The organism is Bacillus sp. AFS053548, assembly GCF_002575105.1.
Classification (GTDB): domain Bacteria; phylum Bacillota; class Bacilli; order Bacillales; family Bacillaceae_G; genus Gottfriedia.
The window spans coordinates 106,685-128,243 of record NZ_NUHI01000023.1 but is presented as its reverse complement, the minus strand read 5'-3'; the positions used below and the strand labels follow the sequence as shown (position 1 = coordinate 128,243).

Sequence of the window (21,559 nt, the reverse complement as noted above, 5' to 3'; positions counted from 1 at the left end):
GGAACGGGATAATGAAGAAGTGGGGATTATTAGTGTTTTTAGTAATTTGCCTGAGTTTTACATTCGTGAATAAAGAAATTTCTCTTCAAGATAAAGTAGAGATTCAAACATTAAAAAAAATTAACAATGACCAATTAGATAATACAGAGACTTCTGATCGTTTCCAAACGAAGGACATTACAAAAGAACAGGTCTATAAAGGAAACTTACTCTTAATAAATAAATAAAAAATATCCTGTACACCAGGAAAGTATAAAATCAGATGTTGTAAACTTATTCACTCACAAAGAATTGAAAAAGGGATACGAATTGCTAGATACGAAAATTGAATTGTCAGAGGATGTTACCCGTAAATTTTCGAAGATGATCGCTACTGCTAAAAAAGAAGGGGTTCGTAATTTTACAATTAATAGTGGCTTTCGTGACTTTAATGAGCAAAATGCACTCTTTCATGAAATGGGATCAGACTATGCCTTGCCTGCAGGCCGTAGTGAACATAATTTGGGTTTATCACTTGATGTAGGATCTACCAAAATGAAAATGAACGAGGCACCTGAAGGTAAGTGGCTAGAAAAAAATGCTTGGAAATACGGCTTTATAATACGCTATCCAAAGGATAAAACGGCAATTACAGGTATTCAGTATGAACCTTGGCATATTCGCTATGTTGGATTGCCACACAGTGTGATTCTGGAGGAAAAGAATTTTTCTTTAGAAGAGTATTTGGATTTCTTAAAAAAACAAAAGTCTATTTCTACTACTATAAATGGCCAAAAATACGAGATATCTTATTACCCTGTTACTAAAAATATGACCATTCATGTGCCTACGAATCTTCGTTATGAAATATCAGGCGACAATATGGATGGTGTGATTGTGACGGTATTTAATAGCTCAAAACATACTAATCTTAAGGAGGGTAGCTTAGCGGAATGAAAATAATAAAATTAATGAACAAAATTTTTGTTTCAGCACTATTTGTCTTTTATATGTATGCATTAATAAGAGTCATTCTATTTAAGTTCCGCTGGAGAGATCTATCCTTTCTTTGGTATCAACTGCAGACTAATCTTAGGAATCCTGTTAATCTCATAAACGAATTGAAAATGGGAAATCTTATCCCATTTAAAACTATATTCATTAATATTAAGAGTCTATCATCGTGGCCTGATTTTAGTAATTTGGTTGGGAATATCGTAGCATTCATCCCATTTGGAATGTTTCTTGTTCTCTTGTCTAAAAATAGAGGGATGTCATTCATAGGCGTATTTATTAGTTCTTTGAGTTTTAGTTTATGCATAGAAAGCTTTCAGGTTATTTTTTCTCTAGGGATTTTTGATGTAGATGATCTAATACTAAATACCTCTGGAGGATTACTTGGCTATTGTGCTATCAAGATTTGTGATAAGATTTATAATAAACTTATCGTAAATACATCAAGCAGTGTTCAAGACAGAGAAATTGTTGATAAACAAGAATTTTAAAATTTCGAGCAAGTTGAACCGTACTTTTAAACGGGAAACGATACTAGAAACGGCTACTGTAGAGTAGCCGTTTTTTCAGAGTGTTGAAATATAAAATGGTCAATAGGGAAAACGGACATTAAATGAACATTTATTAATGATGAAATTATCATTTTTTGGATGATCTATTAATGGTTTTAAATGTTAATATGTTTGAACTATTTTATGATTCTAATAACACTAGTAATTTTTTTTAGAAGTTAAAAATATTATGAGCTAATTTTTAGAAAAACAAATTCAATTGATTAGTTTAATTAATGTTCGATATTAATTGACTTACAAACTGATTAATAAACAACTGTTAGGTTACTCTAAGTAAAGGCTATTTGATTAGGATTTATTGCAGACTTTTTTTGATGAATAAGTTGATTGGAACGGAGGGGTGCTCGACTCCTATGGGATAAGCGGGAAGGCTGAGACCCCGCAGGNNCCATGGAAAGCGAGCATCCTGTAGTGGAAATCAACATCACACTACTCCTTTTACGAAAATTTGGTAATTTAATTGACAAGGTTGTTTTTCAACAGCGTGTAGAAACGGCTACTGTAGAGTAGCCGTTTTTTTGTTATATGAGTTAATTTGAAGTTATGCCTTTTTCATTCAATGTTGGAATATATTAAAGTTGTGGAGTAGACACTAACCTGAGGAATGGATCATGAAAACAAAATCATAGTAAATCTATGGTTTTTTTGTTATATGTAGAGAGTAAATAATTAAAAAGAAAAAAGTGGAAAAGGGGGATAAGATGACTCAGGGAAATATAAAAAATGATGCAGGATGGAATTTTGATAATAGTTATTCAAACTTACCGGAATTCTTCTTTGCTACACAAGACTTAAATCCGGTAAGTTCACCGAAATTGGTTGTTCTAAATAAACCAGTGGCCTTATCACTTGGTCTAGATGTTCAATCACTTCAAAGCGAAGAAAGTGTAAATGTTTTTGCCGGAAATCAAGTGCCAGAAGGTGGATTGCCACTTGCCCAAGCATATGCAGGGCATCAGTTTGCACACTTTAATATGCTAGGGGATGGGAGAGCAATATTACTCGGTGAACAGATCACTCCTAAAAACGAGCGATTTGATGTACAACTTAAAGGTTCAGGTAGAACACCTTATTCACGAGGTGGAGATGGTCGTGCAGCACTCGGCCCAATGCTTCGCGAATACATTATTAGTGAGGCGATGCATGCATTAAGGATACCAACTACACGAAGTCTTGCTGTTGTAACGACAGGTGAACAAATCCAGCGTGAAACTCGATTACCTGGGGCAGTTATGACCCGAATTGCTGCTAGTCATATTCGTGTTGGGACGTTTCAGTATGTTTCAAGATGGGGTAGTGTGAATGAACTTCAAGAACTTGCTGATTATACAATCCAAAGGCATTATCCGGAAATTGAATCAAATGATCCAAATCGATATCTATCACTACTCCAAGGGGTCATTAAGCGCCAAGCTTCCTTAATTATCAAATGGCAATTAGTTGGTTTTATACATGGTGTAATGAACACTGACAATATGACCATTAGTGGTGAAACAATCGACTATGGTCCATGTGCATTCATGGATGCGTACGATCCAGCAACTGTATTCAGCTCAATTGATCTCCGCGGTCGTTATGCATATGGAAATCAACCAAAAATGGCTGGCTGGAATCTTGCACGATTTGCTGAAACATTATTACCTTTATTGCATGATGATCAGGAAAAAGCCTTAGAAATAGCACAGAATGCAATTTCAGAATACCCTATTATTTATGTTGATAATTGGATCGCAGGCATGAGGAGAAAATTAGGAATATTTAATGAAGAAGAACAGGATAAGTCATTAATTGATGAGTTACTTGAAATAATGGAAAAGTATAAAGCAGACTATACGAATACGTTTAGAGCATTATCATATGGTAATCAAGATGAACTACCTTTGTTTACATCATCTGAATTTAAACAATGGGAGAAGCAGTGGCAGGAGAGATTAAGTAGACAATCAGAATCAAAAGAAGCATCTCTTCAATTGATGCGGGACAACAACCCGACCGTAATCCCAAGAAATCATCGCGTAGAAGAAGCTTTAGAAGCAGCGGTAGAGAACGGAGATTATAGCGTGATGGAGAAATTGCTTAAAGCACTTTCTAATCCTTTTACTGAATCGAAAGAACAGATAAATTATTGTACACTACCTCCTGATCCGGATCGTCCTTATCAGACTTTCTGTGGTACTTGATTATATTCTTATATTTTTTATAGTGCGAATACTACCTTTTTCTAGGGTAGTATTTTATTTTTAAGTAAAACAAGAAACATATTTTTAGTGAATCTGAGCATACACTTTGAATAAATCTCAAAAATTTACTATATTAGAAAAAGTAAATTAAAAGTTTTCTGAATAAAGAGGGGAACTAAAAACTTGATTGTCAGACTGATTGCAAGCGCTTGTCTTTCGAGGCGCGAAGCCTGGTGAGGAGCGGAGTTACCCTATACGGTAATGAGCACCGCAGACAGGCGAAGTAACGAAGAAAGCGAGCGTTTGTCAACAGTCTGAAGAGGGAAAATTTCCCTCTTTTTATATTTAGGCCAGTAGAAAGAAGTGGGGAAGTTGAAGAAGCAACAAATTTATATCATTTTATTTTGTATTATGGTGGTATGGGGATTTAATGTAATTGCAACAAAGGTTCTAGTAGAGAACTTTATGCCAGTTACGATGACAGCTATCCGTGTTTTCACTGCTGGAGTAAGTGTTTTTATTATTTTATTTTTAATAAAAAAAGTTCGGTTGCTTACTAAGAAAGAGTTTGGTTATGTATTTTTTGCGATGCTATTGAATGTAGTTGCACATCATTATTTTTTATCAATCGGTCTTTCTCAAACTTCAGCATCAAACGGGGGCCTAATTCTTGGAATGGGGCCGCTTTTAACAGCCTTATTGTCGGTTTTCTTTTTAGGTAGTGTAATGAATTTTGTTAGAATTTTAGGCGTTTTATTTGGTTTTGCAGGTGTTGCTTTTATTGTTTTCCAGAGCGGTGGAGGTTTTCATGGCGTTTCGCATGGAGATTTTTATGTGTTTTTAGCAATCTTAGCTCAAGCATCAAGCTTTGTTTTAATTAAAAAAGTTTCGAAAACATTAGATCCAAGATTAATGACTGGATATATGCTAGTTATGGGTTCAATTATATTATTCGGAATTAGTCAAATACTTGAGCCAGGTGGAATGGCTAGTATGGTGCATCATTCAGTAGGAATTTGGGCGGTATTTTTTGCATCAGCAGTTGTTGCAACAGCTATGGGGCATATGCTATATAATTTTGCTCTTGGCTCGGTTGGCACTACAGAAGCGGCTATATTTTTAAATTTAAATCCATTCTTTTCACTTATTGGTGCGGTATTATTTTTAGGTGAAAAAATTGTTTTAACTCAAGTAGTCGGATTTATTTTAATTTTAATAGGTGTGTTATTTGGTTCAGGAGTATATGAAGATGTAACTCGCAAATTTAAAAGGGAGAATCAAATCCAAATCTAATTGCAAAATAATATATGTACCATAAGACAATTTACCGATAAGGGGATTGTCTTTTTTTTATCTTAAGAAATGTTTTCTAATTCATCATTTCATGAAAAAAAACTGCTTTTTTAGGGCATATTATAAAGTATTCAAGCTATTAGGAAGGACTCATCAAGATGACAATCGATCCAAGAACTCATTCATTAAATGCAGAAACAATTGAGAATGAATTAGAAATACCTAGTTGGTTTATAAAATTAAACAAGTTTAAATCGAATTTAAATAATTTGGACATAGAGTCTCAGTTTTATGAACAGTTCTTAACCTTATTAATTAATGAAGAAACAGCGTTAGAGCTGCATTATAAAAATATAAAGTATATTGAAAAGCTAGAGAATGAAATTCAAATAATGGAAGACCGTTATCGAAAAGTAATGCACTCTAAGCTTGGCAGATTAATTCAGTTTTATTGGAAAGCTAAAAGATGGCTTTTTAGAAAGTTAAGAGGTTGGTGAGTAAGTTTTGAACAAATTTGAAATTCAGCAAAGATTAGAGGAAATTGAAAAAATTAAGATCGAAATTTACCAACGAATGAATAAGGAAATCCCGGAAGACTTAATATTTTCAGAATATCATTTTAAAAAATTAATAAACGGAATTAGCGTAATCATCCCGACATACAAAGGTGAAAAAGTGATAAAAAAATGTATTGAATCATTGAAAAATCAAACTTTATCACCAAAATATTTTGAAGTGATCTTTATTATCAATGGAGAAAAAGATCTTACCGAAGAGATATTGATGAATTTCATTAAGGAACATCATATTAATCATTTCAATATTCTTCATTCAGAAGAAGCTAGTGTTTCAGCTGCTAGAAATATGGGAATTCAACAAGCATCAAAAAAATACATTACATTCTTGGATGACGATGATTACATTTCACCTGACTTTCTTGAAAAACTATTCGACCATGCTGATGAAGAATCTGTTGTCATTTCACAAGTTGTGGACGTAGATCTAGAAGGGAATAGTAATCCTAATAATCCTGTTAACTCCCAAATTAAAAAAGCGTTAGAAACTAAAGTTTATACTTATACTGATTTAAATAGTGTTTTAACAATGAATGCCTGTAAATTAATACCAACAAAGAAAGTAAAAATCCAACGCTACGAACTCGGTTTAAAAAGTGGAGAAGATGTAGTGTTTTTTACTAAATTATTTGCTTTGCATCATTTTCACTTAAAGATTGTACCATTAGAAGAACAGGCAATTTATTATCGAGTTTTAAGAGATAATTCAGTTTCTAGACGTAAAAATTCATTTGAATTTAATGTGAAAGAACGTTTGGAAGTAATGAAACATCTTGATGTTTTACTAGGAGAAACGAATAGTCCTACTATTCAACAATTCATTAAAGGAAAAATTCACGCTCAATACGGATTTATAGACAGGTATATAAACAATAGCAATGATTTGAGAGACAAAGTAATTGAAGAAGTAAATAAACACTGTTTCGTCTATTTTCCTTATTTTAAGTTATACAATGGAGAGACGCGTTCTTTAATTATTTCTTATTGTTTTCCCCCATATGTTGATACAAGTGGAACTGTAATGGCTAAGCGTATTATCGAAAATAATGAAGTGGTAGATGTAATTTATAATAATATGTCGAAGGTAAGGGAAATTGATTATCGACAAAATGCAATGGTCGATGGTTTTATAAATAATCGGATGGAAATATCATCTGCTAGTAGTTTTAAACAATGGAAATCAATGAAAGACTTTATTAACAAATCTCTTAAGGAAATAAAGTTTAAAGAAAGAAAAAATGGTACATATCATAAAATTTATAGCCGTGCACTTTGGCCAGCTTCACACTTTTTAGCATTTGAATATAAATTAAAAAATCCAAAGGTTAAATGGGTTGCAGAATTCTCAGATCCAATCTTATTAGATATTCATGGAAAAGAGCGGAAGTCAGCAATTATTGATTTAGGGTTCTATAAAAAAGTAAATGCTCTTTTAAAGAAAAAAAAATTCCCACTAGCGTTTAATAATAATATGTTTTTTTGGTGTGAATACATCGCTTATGCATTTGCAGATGAAATTGTTTTTACAAATGAAAATCAGTTGAAATACATGTCAGAAATGTTCCCAATGCAAGAAATGAAAGAAGTCATATTAAATAAAGCTAGAATTTGTAATCAACCGACATTACCGAAGCAATATTATCACGTTAAGGCAAGTAAATATAGAATTGATGAGAATAAAGTAAATCTAGGTTACTTTGGAGCGTTTTATCAAACGAGGAAATTAAATGAAATAATTGAAGGACTTAAATTAACGAAACCTGAATTAAGGGATAAAATTAAACTTCATGTTTTCACTTCAGATCCAAAGTCACTTGCAAATGAACTTTCGGGAGAAGTGATTGAAAAGCATATAAAAGTAAACCCATATGTTAACTTTTTAGAGTTTTTAAATTTTACAACAAAATTCGATTGTCTAATTGTTAATGATGCGTTTACGAAGGATTATAAAAATATTAATCCATACTTACCTTCTAAGTTGAGCGATTACAAAGGTAGTGGGAATAATATATGGGGAATTTTTGAAGAAGGCAGTATTCTAAGTAGATTTGAAACGAAATACAAATCAGAGATTGGCGATATTGAAGGTGCTACTAAAGTGTTTGAATCTTTAGTTACGGAGAAATTAATTCAACAATTCAACCAACTTGACGAAGCATTACCAAATGAGAAATTAATGTAAAAACGACAATAAACAAAGTTAATGATAATAATTTTGTAAAGGGTAGATTCTTTATGATTAAAAAGAGTTTTAATTTGCTAGGACCAATTCTAATCGGATTGGTCTGTAGCTATTTACTTGTTGTTTGGTCACATAATTATTTGTGGAAGAACAATGTGAATCTTTATCAGAATTGGATTATCACGGATTTTTTTAAGTGGAACTTTATGATTGTGTCAGTTGTTGTTTCAATACTAGTAATTGGACTTTCTGTTCTAGGCTTTAATGTTTGGTGGATTTTAATCACGATTGTAGGTTCAATTGGGATTTTTTCATATGCACTATCAGAAAAAATAAAATATACTGGAGAGCCTTTTCATCCAAGTGACTTATTTTTCCTGCGTGATCCAATCGTTTTTTTACAATTTTCAAAACTTCCATTTCTTCTCAAATGGGGAGCGCTAATTGGAATCTTAACATTTCTTTTTTTAGGGACTTTCTTTGCCTATAAAAAATGGAGAAATGCTTCTGCAAGGAAAAATAGTCTACGTTTTTTACTAATCGTATTACTTGGGGTCTTTTTTACATTTGGATCTAAAGAAGGCTATGCTTATTTTGTAAAAAACTCAAATGTAAAATATATTCCTTGGAATTACGAGACTAGTGTTGAAAGATATGGTATGTATCCAGCATTTTTAGTAACTTATGTAAATAGCAAACGCGAAGAACCTAAAGTATCTAATAAAGTGAAAAATGAGGTCATTAAAGAAATCAATTCTTTAAAACCACTTTCTAAACCGAAACAATTACCAGATATTTTAGTGATTCAAAGTGAAGCATACAGTATGCTAGATGACATGAAATTAAAATGGAACACTGATCCAAACGCACCTCTTCGCTCTATAAATGAAGGTATTCATGGAACTCTAATAAGTAATACATTTGGAGGACGGACGGCTAACGAGGAGTTTGAAGTATTAACTAGTTTAAAATTAAAACGTAAATTCGAAGATCGGACACCGTACCAAGAAGGAAAAATGGGGAATAGACTTTCACCTAGTTTCATTCATGATGTTAGACACTTCGGTATGGATACAATAGCCCTTCATCCATTTAAAACATCATTTTTCAAACGAAAAGAAGTTTATCCTAACATAGGATTTAATCAGTTCTTGTCAGAGGCAGATTTATCTTCTTGCCAAAAATTTGGTTCCTATTTATCAGACGAGTGTAGCTCGAAAAAAGCATTATCATTAATTAATAAAAAAGGGAGTCAATTTGTATTTTTTGTGACAATGCAAAATCATTTTGACTGGCGAAAAGGCCATTTTCCTGAAGAGAACATGAAAGTTAGTGGAGTACCGATGGATGAAGAGTTAAAAGGAAAAGTGGAGAGTTATGCAAGTGGTATTTATAAAAGCGGCAATTCTCTTGTTTCAGTATGGCAAGAAATAAAAAAACGTAAGAATCCTACAATTGTCCTTTTTTATGGTGACCATCGTCCAACATTTGGCGATAAAAAGGCAACATACGAGCATTGGGGAGCACCAGTGGAGAAGATTGAAGGAGAAGATTGGTATAATGAAACACCGATGTGGATTTGGAGTAATGACAAAAATACAATGGATAAGATTAGAAACTATTCGAAGCCATTTTTAGAAAAAGGAAATCTTAAATTAGAATCCTACGAAATTGCACCTCTTCTAATGAAAGTTCTAACAAACGATCAGATTGAACATTCATGGTATGATTGGGTACTTCAAAATCATTCAAATGATATTTGGGATTGGGTAATCTATGATCGAGTATATGGTGAAGGTATAACCTTTAATAGAAAGTAAAAATGGGGCCAAAAGGTCCCTTTTTTATTGGATAAAAAACTGACTTATTTTTAGGCTTTGGGAAGAAATCTTATTGGATTTCAAAAGTATTTACATAAATTGGTGGTTCTTGAAAAAAATACAAAAAGGGATAATTATACTTTAGGAGGTTTGAGATGAGAAAACTAGTTTTCTTAAAAGGTCCTTTAATATTACTAATAGTATTTTTTAGTTTCTTTTGTAATGTTCAACTTAAAAATGTAAATGCGTTTACAAGCCAAGTACTTCAAATGGGTGCTACAGGAGAAGATGTTATTGAATTACAGACTCGGTTAAAATACAACGGTTATTACACTAGCAAGGTCGATGGGGTGTTTGGATACAACACATATTGGGCGGTTAGGAATTTCCAAAATAATTTCGGAATGCCTGTCGATGGGGTTGTTGGAGCTAAGACAAAAGCGATGCTCGTAAAAGCTACAAAATATGAAAAAGGTGAAAATGCAGGTGCTGGATCGAATGTTCCAAATGGTTATTCACAAAATGATATTCAGCTAATGGCTAATGCAGTTTATGGTGAATCACGTGGTGAACCTTATATTGGTCAAGTAGCAGTTGCTGCAGTAATTCTGAATCGCGTTAGCAATTCATCGTTTCCAAACACAGTATCAGGTGTTATTTTTGAGCCGGGTGCATTTACCGCTGTATCTGACGGACAAATCTATTTAACACCAAATGAGACGGCCAAAAAAGCTGTTTTAGACGCTGTAAATGGTTGGGATCCGAGTGAAAGTGCACTTTATTATTTTAATCCAGACACAGCGACAAGTGCTTGGATTTGGAGCAGACCACAAATAAAACAAATTGGTAGACATATATTTTGCCGATAAGAAAGGAGTGTTTTAAGTGATTAAGGAAGCTGCAATAGGCGTGTTAGCAATTGGACTTATCGGAACATCATATTGGGGTTATACAGAGCATAAGGCTAAAAACGAAATCAATATTCAGGCAGAAAACAACTATCAACGGGCATTTCATGAACTAACTTATGAATTAGATTTATTACATGATAAAATTGGCGATACTTTAGCAATGAAATCAAAGTCATCTCTCTCTCCAGCACTAGTTGAAGTATGGGGACTAACTTCTCAAGCTAGATCTAACGTAGGGCAACTTCCTTTGAGACTATTACCAGTTAATAAGACGGAAGAATTTCTAACAAATATTGGTGATTTTAGTTATCGAACTGCGGTAAGAGATTTAGATAAGGAACCATTGACCCAAAATGAATACGCAACACTGCAAAAGTTATATGATAACTCTGCTGAAATTCAAGGGGAGATTAGAAAAGTTCAGCATATGGTATTTGAGAATAAATTACGTTGGATGGATGTAGAGCTTGCTTATGCAAAAGATCAAAATCCGAAAAATAACGTCATTATTGATGGATTCAAGTCAGTGGAAAGGAATGTAATGACCTATTCCGATGCAAATGCAGACCCATCACTGACAAATTATAAAGTAAATCGTGCAAGCCTTTCGAATGTAAAAGGCAAAAAAATAACGACAGAACAAGCGAAGGACATTGCGAAAAAGTTTCTTGAATTAAATAGTACCGCACAAATAAAAGTTAGTCTTACAGGTGAAAAATTAGAAGATCGGTATTATAGCTTAGAAATTAGGGAACCAAAAACAAATAGTGAAGTTTATATGGATATTACTGAAAAGGGAGGATATCCAGTCTGGGTTATTGATAGTCGTGATATTAAAGCGCAAAATATCGATTTAAATCAGGCTTCAATTAATGGGCTTAAATTTTTAGAACGTAATAAATTCTCCAATATGGAACTAACAGAAAGCTCACAATATGATACCATTGGTGTATTTACATACGTAACAAAACAGGACGGTGTAAGAATCTATCCTGAATCTGTAACAATGAAGATTGCTCTTGATGACGGAAGTATTGTAGGATTTTCATCCAAAAATTACTTGGCAGCATATACAAAACGAACGATTCCAAAGCCGAAAATATCAGTTGAAGAAGCGAGAAATAGTATTAATTCAAATTTAAAAATAATGGAAGAGCGCCAAGCAATCATTTTAAATAAACTGAATCAAGAAGTACTTTGCTATGAATTTGTAGGAACACGAGGTAATGACACATATCAAATATTCGTGAATGCGGATACTGGTGTAGAAGAACAGATTAAAAAATTGAATGTCTTAGTCGAAAACTACGACTGAAGCTCATACTTTTTTAACGATGAGGACTTAAGTATGTAACTTAAGTCCTCTATTTAATTTTAAAGATTTTCCTAATAATATTGAAGATAAAAAAAGGAAATGGTTTGAGTTAGAACCATTTCCTTTTCATTTTTACTAGATTTAAAAATGGTAGGAACTAGCATTTTAGTTTAAAATACATGCATTATTTATTACAAATACGAGACTTTTTTCAGATAGTTTAAATGCAAAATCCTGCCAGTTAAGTCTGACAAGTTATCATACTTTAGGCTTGTACAAAGCTTTATTTTAAGCGACTTTAGGAGTAGGAATTTATAGAGTTCAATTAGTAAAAAAATATTTTTTATATTTGTCCTAATGTCCAAAATGGCGAATATATATTTCTTGAGATTAAAATTCTAGAGGGAGAGAGGTAAGGGGTAGAGTCTGCTTGTTAGTAGAAGTTTAATTGTATTGTAAGCGTTTCCTTTAGAGAGAAAGGGGGATTAAATGAACATATTATTATGTTGTGCTGCCGGTATGTCTACAAGTTTATTAGTTACAAAAATGGAAGCTGCTGCAAAATCTGAAGGAATCGATGCAAGGATTTGGGCAGTGAGTGCTAGTGATGTTAAAAATCATCTTGATCAAGCAGATGTATTACTTGTAGGTCCCCAAGTAAGGTATCTACTCCCACAATTAAAAAAAGAAGGTTTACAAAAAGGAATACCAGTTGATGCCATCAATCCGGTTCATTACGGGATGTGTAAAGGAGCAGAGGTCCTGAAATTTGCAATCGATTTAATAGGTTCATAATTTCATATAGGGGTGATTCGTGATGGCCAACTTTACTCAAATGTTAGAAGAGAAAGTAATGCCTGTTGCTGGTAAAATTGCAGGTCAAAAACACTTGCAAGCATTACGTGATGGAATTATTTTAACACTGCCTCTTATTATTGTCGGTTCGATTTTCTTAATCTTAGGCTTCTTACCGTTTGACGGATATCCAGATTTTATGGCAAAAACATTCGGTGCAGCTTGGCAAACAAAGCTGCTTTATCCTGTAAGTGCTTCATTTGATATAATGGCCCTCATTGCAGGATTTGGTATTGCATATCGACTCGCTGAACATTATAAAGTAGATGCATTGAATGCTGGTGCGATTTCGATTGCTTCATTTATTTTATCAACACCATACTTCACAATGTTTACGCCAGATGGAGCAACTGCTGCTATTAAAGTAGGCGGAGTACTCCCTATGGCATTTTTAGGAAGTAAGGGTCTGTTTGTTGCTATTATAATCGCGTTATTCTCAACTGAAATTTATAGATGGGTAATTCAAAGGAATTTTGTTATTAAGATGCCGGATGGTGTACCACCTAGTGTAAGTAAATCATTCGTTGCATTATTCCCTGCATTTCTAGTTATTCTTTTAGTATGGATTATTCGTTTATTAATTGAACATACACACTATGAAACTTTACACAATGTCGTTGGGGATCTATTACAAGATCCACTTAGTAGACTTGGTGGATCATTAGCTGGCGCGTTAATTGCTGTATTATTAATTCAATTATTGTGGTCAGTTGGTTTACACGGTGCGGCAATTGTTGGTGGTGTAATGGGGCCAGTATGGCTAGCAGCAACTGATGCAAACCGTTTAGCACTTCAAGCTCATCATGCAATGCCAAATGTCGTTACACAACAATTCTTTGATATCTTCATCTACATGGGTGGTTCTGGTGCAACATTTTGTTTTGCACTTATGATGCTATTATTTGCAAAGAGTCAGCATGCAAAACAACTAGGAAGGCTATCGATTGGACCTGGTATTTTCAATATTAATGAACCAATTACGTTCGGTGCGCCTGTAGTAATGAATCCATTGCTTTTAGTTCCATTTATTCTAACTCCATTAGTACTTGTTGTAACCACATATATAGGAATGAAAACGGGATTTGCTCCAAAAACACATGGTATTGCAATTCCTTGGACGACTCCACCAATTATCGGCGGTTGGCTAGCAACTGGGGGTAACTGGAGAGGTTCTGCAATGCAATTGATTAACCTTGTTGTAGCATTCTTAATTTACTTCCCATTCTTTAGAATGTGGGATAAACAAAATTTACAAACTGAACAAGGCTCACCAAAATAAGAAATGCAAAGAGGGGCTTGCCCAGACTACCCGCTAAGCGCTCGCTTCTTCGTTGCTTCGTTGCTTCGTCTGCTGAGGATGCTCATTACCGCTAATAGTAACTCCGCTCCTCATCAGACTTCGCGCCTCGAAAGACAAGCGCTTTCAATTAGTCTGGGTTCTCAGAGTTTTGATTTTGCGTAAACACACTGGAAGCTTGCCTATAGGCAGGCTCTTGGTATTGTTTTCTTAAATTCTTGTAAAGGGTGTGATTCTAGTGACAAAAGAAGAATTGTACAACCTTTCCTTTCAGTTAATCTTGCATAGTGGAAATGCTAGAAGTCTTTCAATGGAGGGAATCTATGCAGCAAAAGAAAAAAATTTTGAGCTAGCTTTTGAGAAGCTTGCAGAGGCAGATCGCGAGTTTAGTCAAGCACATCGCTTTCAAACTCAATTGATTCAGGCAGAGGCTGGTGGAGAAGATTTTGATACACCAATTCTATTAATTCATGCACAAGATCATTTAATGACAGCAATGACCCTTAAAGATTTAGCAAGGGAGATTATTGAACTGCGGCAAGAGGTAAGCAACCAATAAAGGGAGGGGTACATAGGATGGGAAAATCAATCAAAATTGCGACAATTGGTGGAGGCTCTAGTTATACTCCAGAGTTAGTAGAAGGTTTTATTAAGCGGTACAATGAGCTTCCATTACGAGAGCTATGGCTTGTAGATGTTGAGGAAGGCAAAGAGAAATTAGAGATAGTTGGTCAATTAGCAAAACGAATGTTTCAAAAGGCAGGTCTTCCTGTAGAAGTTCATTTGACACTTGATCGAAAAGAGGCACTTAAAGATGCTGACTTTGTTACTACTCAATTCCGCGTTGGTTTGTTAGATGCGAGGGCAAAGGATGAAAGAATACCTTTAAAATATGGTGTACTTGGTCAAGAAACAAATGGACCAGGAGGGTTATTTAAAGGTTTGCGAACAATTCCAGTAATTTTAGATATTGTAAAAGATATGAGGGATTTATGTCCAAACGCGTGGTTAGTTAATTTTACAAATCCTGCTGGTATGGTTACTGAGGCGGTACTTCGTTACACCGACCATCGAAAAGTAGTTGGTTTATGTAATGTCCCAATTGGAATGGAAATGGGAATTGCCAAATTATTAAATGTTGAGCATTCTCGTGTACGGATTGATTTTGCTGGATTAAATCATATGGTTTATGGGTTAGATGTGTTTGTTGACGGTGAAAGTGTAAAAGATCAAGTTATTGAATTATTAACGAATCCGGAAAACTCTAGTTTTGTTAAGAATATTCAAGGATATGGATGGGAACCTGAGTTTCTTCGTGCTTTAAACGCACTTCCTTGTCCATATCATAACTATTATTATAAAACTCGTGAGATGGTTGAAAAGGATATTAAAAATGCTGAAACTGTAGGGACTCGCGCAGAAGTTGTTAAAAAATTAGAGAATGATCTTTTTGAACTTTATAAAGATCCAAATCTATCAATCAAACCACCTCAGCTCGAAAAACGAGGCGGGGCTTATTATAGTGACGCAGCGGTTCGCTTAATTTCTTCTATTTATAATGATAAAGGTGATATTCAACCAGTTAATACAATGAATAATGGTTCGATTGCTAGTATTCCTAATGATTCAGCAGTAGAGGTTAGCTGTGTCATCACAAAGGATGGGCCAAAACCAATCGTAATGGGGGATCTACCGGTATCTGTAAGAGGCCTCGTTCAACAAATCAAATCATTTGAAAGAGTAGCTTGTGAAGCAGCGGTAACAGGTGATTATGATCTGGCCATTCTAGCGTTAACGATTAACCCGTTAGTTGCATCAGATAAAGTTGCTAAGGAAATTGTTGATGAAATGCTAGAAGCACATAAAAAATATTTACCTCAATTTTTTAAAGAGGTGAAAGTTAAATGATTAAATTAATTGTGAATGCAGACGATTTTGGTTATTCAAGAGGAATTAATTATGGAATAATTGATGCACATAAAAATGGAGTTGTTAACTCAGCTACGATGATGATGAATATGCCCGGCGTAAGTCACGCAGTAGAACTAGCAAAAGAAAATCCTAGCCTTCAAGTAGGAATCCATCTTGTTTTAACTTGTGGAAAGCCACTTTTAAATGATGTGCCAACACTTGTTAATGAAAATGGTAATTTTAAAAGTAGACATGAGTTCTTTGAAGATAAAAATATATCGCTAGAAGAATTAGAAAGAGAATGGACTGCACAAATAGAAAGATTCTTAGAATCGGGACTAAAACCAACCCATTTTGATAGCCACCACCATGTTCATACTGTACCTGAGTTTTTACCAGTCGTACAGAAGTTAGCTCAAAAATATAATTTAAGTGCGAGACGCATTTCTGAAAATGCTTTACAAGGAGTCGCTCCTTTTACGGATGTTTTTCTTCATGATTTCTACGGGGAAGGAGTAACGGATGACTATTTTGAAAAGATATTAACACGGGTTCAGGACGGTCAATCTGTTGAAGTCATGTGTCATCCTGGTTATCTTGATCACGAGATACTAAATAATTCTTCTTATGCTAAAGATCGAGTAAAGGAGACGCTAATTTTATCTACTGTTAAACTACCAAAAGAGGTTGTTTTATTATAGGATAATTTAATTAAAAGCATAGAGTCTGAATTAGACTCTATGCTTTTTTTGGTATATATATAATTAGAGTTTTATAATCATGGGAAAAAATGTAAGATGAAATAGGAGTAGTTTTACACTATAATGAATATTAACAATATTAAAATAATATTTAAGGAAAATACCTATGAAAATTGGAAAAATTATTAATTACCATCGAAAAAAACAACAGATGACACAAGAGCAACTATGTGATGGAATTTGTTCAATTTCTCATTTAAGTAAGATTGAGAACAACTCAAAAGAGGTTAATGTCGAAACTTTAAAGTTATTGTGTATGAAGTTAGGTATATCAGTTGAAGATGAAAAAAATAAAGTTAATCATATTAAAATAAAACTACAGGAGTTCTATGACGCAATTGAACGACTGCATCATAAAAAAGCAAATACACTCTATCAACACCTCACGGAATATAAGGAGTTCGTCCAGTATACGGAATTGCTTTATGTATATGAATTATACATGCTAAGGTATACTTTATTTTTAAATCAGGTCGATTTGGCAGAGCAATTAATTGAAAAAATAGGTCAAAATACGAAGATGTTTTCTGAGTTTGAACTATTTGTTTGGAATGTATTAAATGCAATTTTTAATCATAAAAGGAATAATTTTATTAAATCTTTAGACTTACTAGAAGAAGTAAAAGATTTAAGAAAATTGTACCGGGATGACATAACTGAATATTATTATTTAAAATCATTAATGCATTGTAGATTAGGACAATCTGCATTAGCAATCTATTTCGGTAATAAAGCTCTAGAAGTTTTCAAAAAAAGGAATAATATTATTAGAATGTTAGATGTGAAAACAATTTTATCAATCCATTTAACTGAAACAGGTGAATATGAAAGAGCAGAAAATTTATTAAAAGAAATACTAGATGATGCAGAATTAATTCAAAACACAACAATTGAAGAAATGGCATGGCATAATTTAGGTTTTTTATATGGTACTCAAAATTTTTCAGAAAAAGCGTTGGAGTGTTATTATAAATCACTTGCGTTAATAGAGAAATATACTGAGAGTTATTACCTTACATTAGGAAATATTGCTACTCATTTGCTAAAGCTACAAAAAAATGAACAAGTTGTGAATATGTTAGAAAATGAACTAGAGTCATTCGAAGATACAACAAGATTAGAATATGTGAAATTACGAGTATTATATTTTGAAGCAAAAAATGAAGAGAATGCACTAATTCGGTATTTAATGGCAGACGGCTTACCAATTATGGAGAAACACGGTAATCGAATGAAGGTTTATGAATACAGTGAACGAATTGCCGAGTATTACCAAAGACAAGGTGATCCACTTTTAGCTAATAAGTATTTACAAATCAGTTTACATCAAATGAAGAAGACACATAATACAGGAGTTCACAGATGAAAAAGAAAATTAAACTTATCGCACTTTCCCTAATTATCACTGTTCTGGTGAGTGTAGGAATAAATACTATTCAAAGTCATCATTCGTCAAACAATGAAATTTACGCATCCAATAAGAAGGAAGATGATCCAAAACCTCCAGGAAGTTGATGGGGAAAAAACAAGAAACACAAGGTTAATTCATTTTCCTTGTGTTTTTGTTTTTATTTGAATTAAGTTCGCAAAGTGTTTGTGACTCATTTCTAAACAAAAAAATGGGATATCTCAAAAACATCGAGATATCCCTTATTATTTACAAACTTACTGGCTTATTAGTATCTTGCTGTCTACGCTGCTTTCTAGATTTTCTAAAATAAAGTAACTCATAAATAACAGGGATGACAATTAGTGTTAATAATGTTGAAACAGTTAATCCTCCAATTACTACAACTGCAAGGCTTTGGGATACTAGGCTACCGGTTTCGGCTTTTTTGAATAGTAAAGGTAGCATTGCGCAAATTGTAGCAACAGCCGTCATGAGAATTGGTCGAATACGAGTTACTGCAGCATCGATAATTGCTTCACGAAGAATCATTTGTTTTTCTTTTTGTTTTACTCGATCTAGTAATACAATTGCGTTTGTCACGACAATCCCGATGAGCATCAGTGCTCCTAATAGTGCTGTTGGTTCAACGGATATACGACTTATAATTAATCCAAGCACAGCTCCAATCGCCGCTAAAGGTAAAGAACATAGTATAGCAATTGGTGCACGGAATGTTTTAAATGTAATAATCATGATTAGGAAAACTAATCCGATTGAGACAAGCATGATCATATATAGATCTGAGAAATCTTGTGATTGTTGTGCAAGGGCACCGCCAATGTATACATTTACACCATCGGCAATTTTCATGCCTTTTGATTTTTTATCTCCAAAAATAACTTTATTTAAATCTGCATTAATTTTTGAAAGTTTATCTGGTTTTACTTCGGCAGATATACTTAAATACGGATCGCCATCTTTATGATATAGATTAGTAGACTTTTCTTCTACCTTTAATGTAGCTACTGATGATACTGGAATCATTCCAGTTTTAGTCAGTATCGGTACTGATTTTATATCCTCAGGAGCTTTAGGTTCTAATATTGGTTCAAGATAAACATCAGTTGGTTGTTGATCAATTGTAACTGTTCCAAGTGGAGTTCGATTCAACATAACAAATAATTGTTGCGATAGTTGCTCAGCATTACCTTTTGAAGGGTCAACCTCTAATGAATAAACAGTTTTTTTATCTTCCTCATTTGTTGTTACCTTCTTAACTCCATCAATATTTTTAATCTTATTTTTAATTTCACTTGCGGTATTCTCTAAATCATTTAAATTATTTCCGACAACATCGATCGTAATTTGGGTTTTAGAACCCCCAAATAAACTAGATGCCATCGTACTTAATTCTGCATCCGCATAGTTAGATTTTTGCGTATTGATTTTTTTTACGACTTGATCAGTAAGTTTTTTATCATCTAATGTAATTAAATAGACTGTTTGGGTAGAAGAGCGGACATCCCCATATTTTGCAGCGTCAGCTGTACTACCTAATTGAGTGTAAACTCCTTTTATACCTTTTTGTTCAAGAATATACTTTTCTAATTTAAGTGTATTTTCTTTAACTTTTTCAACCGGTGTATCACTCGGATACGTTAAAGTTGTTTGAACAAAATCTGAAGAAGAATTATCTGTTGCACCTTTTGGCATAGCGAAATAAGTACCAATTGAGCCGACAAATAATAAAAATGAAACGACTACAATTACCCATTTATGATTCAATGACCAAGTAAGAACTTTTTTATATCGTATTGAAGGATTATGGGCTTTTAACTTAGCCTTTTTAAGGAAGAATGCACTTAATAATGGAACGACGGTCAGTGCGACAAATAGTGAAGCTAATAAAGAGTAAGTAATAGTTAAAGCAAATGGAAGCATGAAATCTTTAAGCCCTGTGCTAATAATTCCTATTGGCAGAAATACAGCAACAGTCGTCAGAGTAGAGGCTGTGATTGCACTACCGACTTCTTTTGTAGCGTCAATAATCATTTGGACTGAAAATTTCTCTGATTGAGTTTTTCTAAAAATATTCTCAATAACTACAATACTATCATCAACTAATCGTCCAACTGCTACAGCTACTCCACCGAGTGTTAAAACATTCAGTGTAATGCCAGACTCTGCAAGTAAAAATAATGTTAAACATAGCGATAGCGGAATTGAAACAATGGTAATTAGTGTTGAACGTACATTTCTTAAGAATAACATGATGACAATCGTAGCAAATAATGCACCAAGTAAAACTTCCTTAATCATTGCATGTACAGAAGTTTTAACCATATCTGATGTTGCGACCATGACATCTGAATTCATATTTTTATATTTTTTATTTAATTGTTTTGTAGCTTCTCTTACATCCTTAGTAATACTAACTGCATTAGAATTACTATCCTTCGTGACGATTAATAATAAACCGTCTTTTCCGTTGATTCTTGTTAAATTGTTTGCTGGCTTTTTCACTTCAACAGTTGCAATATCAGCTAATTTAACATGATCAGCGACCATAAGACTCTTTACTTTGTCTATATTGTCTAAATTCCCAACAACTTTAATATTACTAGTTTTATCATTTATAATACCTTCGCCAACTGAAACTGCAGAATTTTGGCCGCGAATAATACCCATTACAGTTTCTAGTGATACTTTATTCTCCGTGAGCTTCGCATTATCGATTTTTACAGAAACAAAAGATTTTTCTGTACCGTATGTTTGAACGTCAGCTACGCCTTTTATGTCTTTAAAATATGGAATAACTTTTTTGTTTGCAAAATCAATATTATTCGGACTTAAACCATCCTCGAAAGTGATTGCAACATCTGCGATAGGGATCATGGAAGTGTTTAATTGAACAATTGTAGGTTTACTAACATTTTGAGGTAGTGTGACTTTATTTAAAGATTCTTGGACTTCTTGTTTAGCGTCCTTCATATTTGTTCCTGATTCATAATATACATCAATTTTTGAAAAACCATTGCTTGTGCTTGAATAAATATGACTTTTACCCTTCACACCAGAGACAGCACTTTCAATCGGAGTAGTTACTTGATCCTCCATTGTTTTCGAATCAGTACCTTGGCCCATAACAATGACAGAAACAATTGGTTGGTCTGCAGCAGGTAGGAATTCCATTGGAAGCTTTTTGTAACTTAGTACTCCAATTAATAAAATGAGAACTGATAAAAAGGTAATGGCGGCTTTATTATTAAAGGCCCATTTTGTAAACCACGACATTCAAGTTATCCCCCTTTATGGTAAAAATATCCAGTAACGCACAAGTTGAATCGTAACACACTAATCTTGAAAATAAAATACATTTTATTTAGAATTTACAAAATATTTAAAAGCACAATTCGACATTTTAAAAGATAAATGAATTAGTACATACTTTATTAAAATATGAGACAATTTGTCTTTTATACTTGTTTATAGATATTCAGTTTT

General features: G+C 33.5%; 16 protein-coding genes and 1 pseudogene. 16 read left to right on the top strand and 1 reads right to left on the bottom strand.

From position 1 onward, the window contains the following. The first annotated feature begins 11 nt into the window (after positions 1 to 11). From vanY to CN946_RS23480, 16 genes and pseudogenes are all read left to right on the top strand, one after another. Positions 12 to 936: pseudogene (vanY, locus tag CN946_RS12095) on the top strand (VanY-A/VanY-F/VanY-M family D-Ala-D-Ala carboxypeptidase). Next, on the top strand, positions 933 to 1,484 hold the full coding sequence (locus CN946_RS12090) for a VanZ family protein (RefSeq protein WP_098861342.1): 552 nt from the start codon (positions 933 to 935) through the stop codon (positions 1,482 to 1,484). The pseudogene vanY and the gene CN946_RS12090 overlap by 4 nt, the downstream one beginning before the upstream one ends. A 782-nt stretch (positions 1,485 to 2,266) precedes the next feature. Further along, positions 2,267 to 3,745, top strand: coding sequence for a protein adenylyltransferase SelO (locus tag CN946_RS12085; RefSeq protein ID WP_098861341.1), 1,479 nt, complete (start codon positions 2,267 to 2,269; stop codon positions 3,743 to 3,745). A gap of 372 nt (positions 3,746 to 4,117) precedes the next feature. Next, the gene (locus CN946_RS12080; RefSeq protein ID WP_098861340.1) at positions 4,118 to 5,038 is read left to right on the top strand and encodes a DMT family transporter; all 921 of its coding nucleotides are present in this window, start codon (positions 4,118 to 4,120) and stop codon (positions 5,036 to 5,038) included. A gap of 158 nt (positions 5,039 to 5,196) precedes the next feature. Further along, the gene (locus CN946_RS12075; RefSeq protein ID WP_069035320.1) at positions 5,197 to 5,535 is read left to right on the top strand and encodes a hypothetical protein; all 339 of its coding nucleotides are present in this window, start codon (positions 5,197 to 5,199) and stop codon (positions 5,533 to 5,535) included. Positions 5,536 to 5,542: 7 nt separating this feature from the next. After that, on the top strand, positions 5,543 to 7,795 hold the full coding sequence (locus CN946_RS12070; protein ID WP_098861339.1) for a glycosyltransferase: 2,253 nt from the start codon (positions 5,543 to 5,545) through the stop codon (positions 7,793 to 7,795). A gap of 53 nt (positions 7,796 to 7,848) precedes the next feature. Beyond that, positions 7,849 to 9,615 (top strand): LTA synthase family protein, encoded by a 1,767-nt coding sequence (locus tag CN946_RS12065; RefSeq protein ID WP_098861338.1) that lies wholly within the window; start codon positions 7,849 to 7,851, stop codon positions 9,613 to 9,615. A gap of 155 nt (positions 9,616 to 9,770) precedes the next feature. Continuing rightward, on the top strand, positions 9,771 to 10,484 hold the full coding sequence (sleB, locus tag CN946_RS12060; protein WP_098861337.1) for a spore cortex-lytic enzyme: 714 nt from the start codon (positions 9,771 to 9,773) through the stop codon (positions 10,482 to 10,484). Between the two features lie 16 nt (positions 10,485 to 10,500). Beyond that, positions 10,501 to 11,841, top strand: coding sequence for a germination protein YpeB (gene ypeB / locus CN946_RS12055; protein ID WP_098861336.1), 1,341 nt, complete (start codon positions 10,501 to 10,503; stop codon positions 11,839 to 11,841). Between the two features lie 489 nt (positions 11,842 to 12,330). Beyond that, complete coding sequence (locus CN946_RS12050) at positions 12,331 to 12,636, top strand: PTS sugar transporter subunit IIB (protein ID WP_098861335.1); 306 nt, start codon at positions 12,331 to 12,333, stop codon at positions 12,634 to 12,636. Between the two features lie 22 nt (positions 12,637 to 12,658). Then, positions 12,659 to 13,975 (top strand): PTS cellobiose transporter subunit IIC, encoded by a 1,317-nt coding sequence (gene celB / locus CN946_RS12045; protein ID WP_098861334.1) that lies wholly within the window; start codon positions 12,659 to 12,661, stop codon positions 13,973 to 13,975. Between the two features lie 256 nt (positions 13,976 to 14,231). Beyond that, positions 14,232 to 14,552: a PTS sugar transporter subunit IIA gene (locus tag CN946_RS12040; protein ID WP_098233187.1), complete on the top strand. Its 321-nt coding sequence runs from the start codon at positions 14,232 to 14,234 to the stop codon at positions 14,550 to 14,552. Between the two features lie 17 nt (positions 14,553 to 14,569). Further along, entirely contained in the window at positions 14,570 to 15,901 is a 1,332-nt protein-coding gene (locus tag CN946_RS12035) for a 6-phospho-beta-glucosidase (RefSeq protein WP_098861333.1), read from the top strand. Continuing rightward, positions 15,898 to 16,605 (top strand): chitin disaccharide deacetylase, encoded by a 708-nt coding sequence (chbG, locus tag CN946_RS12030; protein WP_098861332.1) that lies wholly within the window; start codon positions 15,898 to 15,900, stop codon positions 16,603 to 16,605. Before CN946_RS12035 ends, chbG begins: the two co-directional genes overlap by 4 nt. Before the next feature lie 166 nt (positions 16,606 to 16,771). Then, the gene (locus CN946_RS12025; RefSeq protein WP_098861331.1) at positions 16,772 to 18,031 is read left to right on the top strand and encodes a helix-turn-helix domain-containing protein; all 1,260 of its coding nucleotides are present in this window, start codon (positions 16,772 to 16,774) and stop codon (positions 18,029 to 18,031) included. Next, positions 18,028 to 18,180: a hypothetical protein gene (locus CN946_RS23480; protein WP_176547310.1), complete on the top strand. Its 153-nt coding sequence runs from the start codon at positions 18,028 to 18,030 to the stop codon at positions 18,178 to 18,180. Before CN946_RS12025 ends, CN946_RS23480 begins: the two co-directional genes overlap by 4 nt. A 142-nt stretch (positions 18,181 to 18,322) precedes the next feature. Here the strand turns inward: CN946_RS23480 and CN946_RS12020 are convergent, their stop codons facing one another. Then, positions 18,323 to 21,349 (bottom strand): efflux RND transporter permease subunit, encoded by a 3,027-nt coding sequence (locus tag CN946_RS12020; RefSeq protein ID WP_098861330.1) that lies wholly within the window; start codon positions 21,347 to 21,349, stop codon positions 18,323 to 18,325. Positions 21,350 to 21,559 lie beyond the last annotated feature (210 nt).